This is a genomic window from Endozoicomonas sp. SESOKO4 (genome assembly GCF_024606275.1).
The window spans coordinates 1-3436 of sequence record NZ_JAHHPS010000093.1; the positions used below are offsets into that span (position 1 = coordinate 1).

At 43.1% G+C, this 3436-nt stretch carries 2 protein-coding genes; one reads left to right on the plus strand and one right to left on the minus strand.

The annotated features are described in order from the left end of the window. The first annotated feature begins 340 nt into the window (after positions 1–340). The gene (locus KDK16_RS01585) at positions 341–1792 is read left to right on the plus strand and encodes an RING finger protein (RefSeq protein WP_257252354.1); all 1452 of its coding nucleotides are present in this window, start codon (positions 341–343) and stop codon (positions 1790–1792) included. 365 nt (positions 1793–2157) lie between these two features. Here KDK16_RS01585 and KDK16_RS01590 read toward each other — a convergent pair. Next, the coding region (locus tag KDK16_RS01590) for an RING finger protein (RefSeq protein WP_257274360.1) at positions 2158–3436 on the minus strand (1279 nt) is incomplete at its 5' end.

Consider the following 3436-nt stretch of genomic DNA (forward strand, 5'->3'; position numbering starts at 1 on the left):
GCCGGGCGAATTGTAGATGAGCAGAGGGACTGCCCGTTTTGCCGGGAAACACCTTTGTCATACATGAAGGTGATCGACAAGTCTTTTTATTGAATGTGCGAACAGTGCTAGTCTGTTGCTTGAGAATGACAGACACATCTTGTGCCCATTATTGGTACCTTCTATAAGCGACAACGATGGTTATAAACTTTTGTGGAGTGAAAGAAAACGGGACTAAACCGTCTGTATGCAAAGCCCGGAATAAGTCATTCTTCAAGGCTTATGTATACGACAGCAGTATATTTGTTATGGACAAATTGCAGCTCGGCAGTGCAGTTGTTTTAACGAATGCAGGTGAAATATGACCTTAGGGTATTCTTTTAAGACGCTTTTGTTTTCAGTGTGTTTGTCTTTTTATCAGCAGGGACTGGCAAACGACACCTATGACCTTGAAGAGTTTCGCAATTATCACAAGACGAACTCAAGGCCGCATTCAAATAAACAACAAAGTCATACAGGTCAGAGCCCACTTGAAAACATCCGCATTGGTTTTGTCAGGCTTAATTTAGCCTCTGGCAATGTATCTGGAGATGAACGACTGGAAATCTGTGAAAATTACGAGGTTGCTGAACAAGACTTTAAACGTCTGGGTAATTTTTATTTTAATTATGTGGGTATGGGTGATCCTCAAAATCGAAAAGTTCGCATTCAAAAAATGCTGAGACTAATACATCATATATTCGCTATTAATATAAATATGATTAATGGGCGAAACCGGGCAGAGATAGAGCTAATCAATGAAACGGCAAAAAGTCTTTTTGAACAATTGTTTATGTCTGCCAAGATAAATGGCAGAAGTAATCCTTATTACAATTATTTCTATTCCGTTCCGGAAAAACATACATCCAACTATGTTGGTGTTGACAACTGTCTGGTCCTGATGCTTCTTGCTTTTCTTGGTCCCCACTTTCTCTATAAGAATCGACTTCATGGCCACTTTACTCTGTTGCATAACGTATATACAGGACAAAGCTACGATCAAGCATTCGACACTGGGTTGCTTTCTAAAAATATCAATGAATATAATTCTCCGCAAAGCCTTGCCAATCAGTTAAATACAGCCGGATTGGACGCAGAAACAGCACTGTTAATCGGTTTAACTGCAATGGCATCAGCCGCTTTTCAGCGCATGGATTTAGGACGGGTCTCGCTGGAGACACTGGAAACTGTGTTGATAGGGTGTTTGCCAAACGAGCTTCTGCCCATTATCTACAGCAATATAGCCAGTCATTGCCGCTCTGGACGCTCGTGTCCTGTACCCGGGGTTATGTATTGCGCGGATAGCATTAGCGGCATGCAACACTTTATATTCAGTATTGTGGGTATTTTCCTCGTGCCCGGAATGTTGGAGGCGTCATCGTCAGAAAGTCTGGTCTTTCTTGTGGATTATTCTGAGTGTTCAGACAGTGAGGGTTCAGAGAGTGATCTCACTGTTGAGGAGTCGGATTCTGAGCATCAGGATCAGTCAACAGTCATTCAACAACAAAATGAATTGATAACCGAGCTAAGACAGGAATTAGCAAGCCAACCTGCAACGGGCGAAGCCGGCGCAGTTGGAGGTGCTTCAGGAGGAATCAAAAAATGTCCAATTTGTTTCAATCCAGTGGAAGACATCAGGGTGTTACAAAGTTGTGGACACGCTGGTTTTTGTGAAGATTGTGCCGGGCGTATTATAGATGAGCAGAGGGGCTGTCCGTTCTGTCGGGGAACACCGTTGTCATACATCAAGGTTATCGACAAGTCTTTTTATTGAATGTGCGAACAGAGCCATTGTATTGCCTGATGCTTCTTTTTCCAGATTCGTTTGATCAGCTCTTGGATATCGCGTTCCGGATGGTAACTGATGCGTGTGGATACATCCGGGACCAGATTCCAGGTGACTGGTGTCAATGGAAACATCCGAATCAGCTTTTTCTATTGGTCCCTATGGCCTATACAAATAGGTGCTAAGGACGCTTACATAAAGCTCATTAATAGTAGTACAGATGTTTTAATGAATGTCGGTGAAAGTATGACCATTCCATGTGCCTTAAAGACGCTTTTGTTTTCAGTGTGTTTGTTTGTTTATCAGCAGGGGCTGGCAAATGATACCTATGATCTTGAAGGATTTCGCCAGTATCAAAAGACAAACTGGAAACCGCCTTCAAAAAAACAAAGGCGAACAGGACAACCCGTCATGAGTCCACTTGAAAATATCCGTATTGGTTTTTTCCGGCAAAAGGGACACCCCGTCTGCTCCCGTACAAATCGCTCAGCACAATTCTTGCACATACCGGCGTGTCCACAACTTTCTAATACCGTCATTTCTTGCGGTGGCTCGAAACAAACCGGACACTCTATGATTCCTCCCGGTGCGCCTCCAACTGCACCCGCTTCCTCCGTTGCAGTTTGGCTTGCTAATTCCTCTCGTAGTTGGGTTATCAGTTCACTTTGTTGTTGAATGACTGTTGCCGGGTCCTGATGATCAGAATACGGCTCCCCATCAGAAGCCTCAAACTCAAACTCAACCTCAACTTCATCCCCACTGTCTGAACCATAATCGGTTAGATAGTCCGAGCTTTCTGACGATGATATCTCTGATATTGAAGGTTCGGGGTCAATACCCAAAATACCGTGTGTAAACTCTTGCATGCCTCTCAAGTCGAGCATAAGCGGAGGTACGGGGCATGAGCGCCCGTTGGGGCAAAAGCGGGCTATATTGCTGTAAATGATGCCCAGAAGCTCGTATGGCAAGTAATTTATCAACAATTTTTTCAGTGTATCTGGCCACCACTTAATTCCTGAGTTCATATGCTCGAAAGCTGCTGATGCCATTGTATTTAAACCAATCAGAAGTGCTGTTTCTGCATCCAGTCCGGCTGTAGTGAATAAATAGGCAACGCTGTGCGGAGTATCATATTCGTGGATATTTCTGGGAAGCAACACTCCGGAGAATGCCCGAGCGTAACTTTTTCTGGTATAGCCGTTATGCAGCACGCTAAAGTAGGCATATAAGTCACTCTGGGAAAGAAAGTGGGGACCAAGAAAAGCAAGAAACATAAGGACTAAACCATTATTAACACCAACAGAATTGGACTGATTTTCTGCCGAATCTGAATAGAAATAATGGCAATAAGGATTATTTCTGCCATCTATGTTCTCAGACAAAAACAATTGTTCAAAGAGGCTTTTTGCCATTGCATTGATTAACTCTTTGTTTTCCGGGCTTTGTCCATTGAGCATGCTGATATTTATATCGAAAATACTATGCATTAGTCTCAGCATTGTTTGAATTCGACCTCTTCGATATAGAGGATTACCCAGATTCACATAATTAAAATAAAAGTTGATCAGATGTGTAAAGTCTTGCTCAGCCCCCTCGTAATTTTCACAGGTTTCCAGCCGCTCATCTCCAGAC

Excerpts from the sequence above, each read along its gene's own strand:
- KDK16_RS01585 (WP_257252354.1), top strand. The coding sequence starts at position 341 with ATGACCTTAGGGTATTCTTTTAAGACGCTTTTGTTTTCAGTGTGTTTG.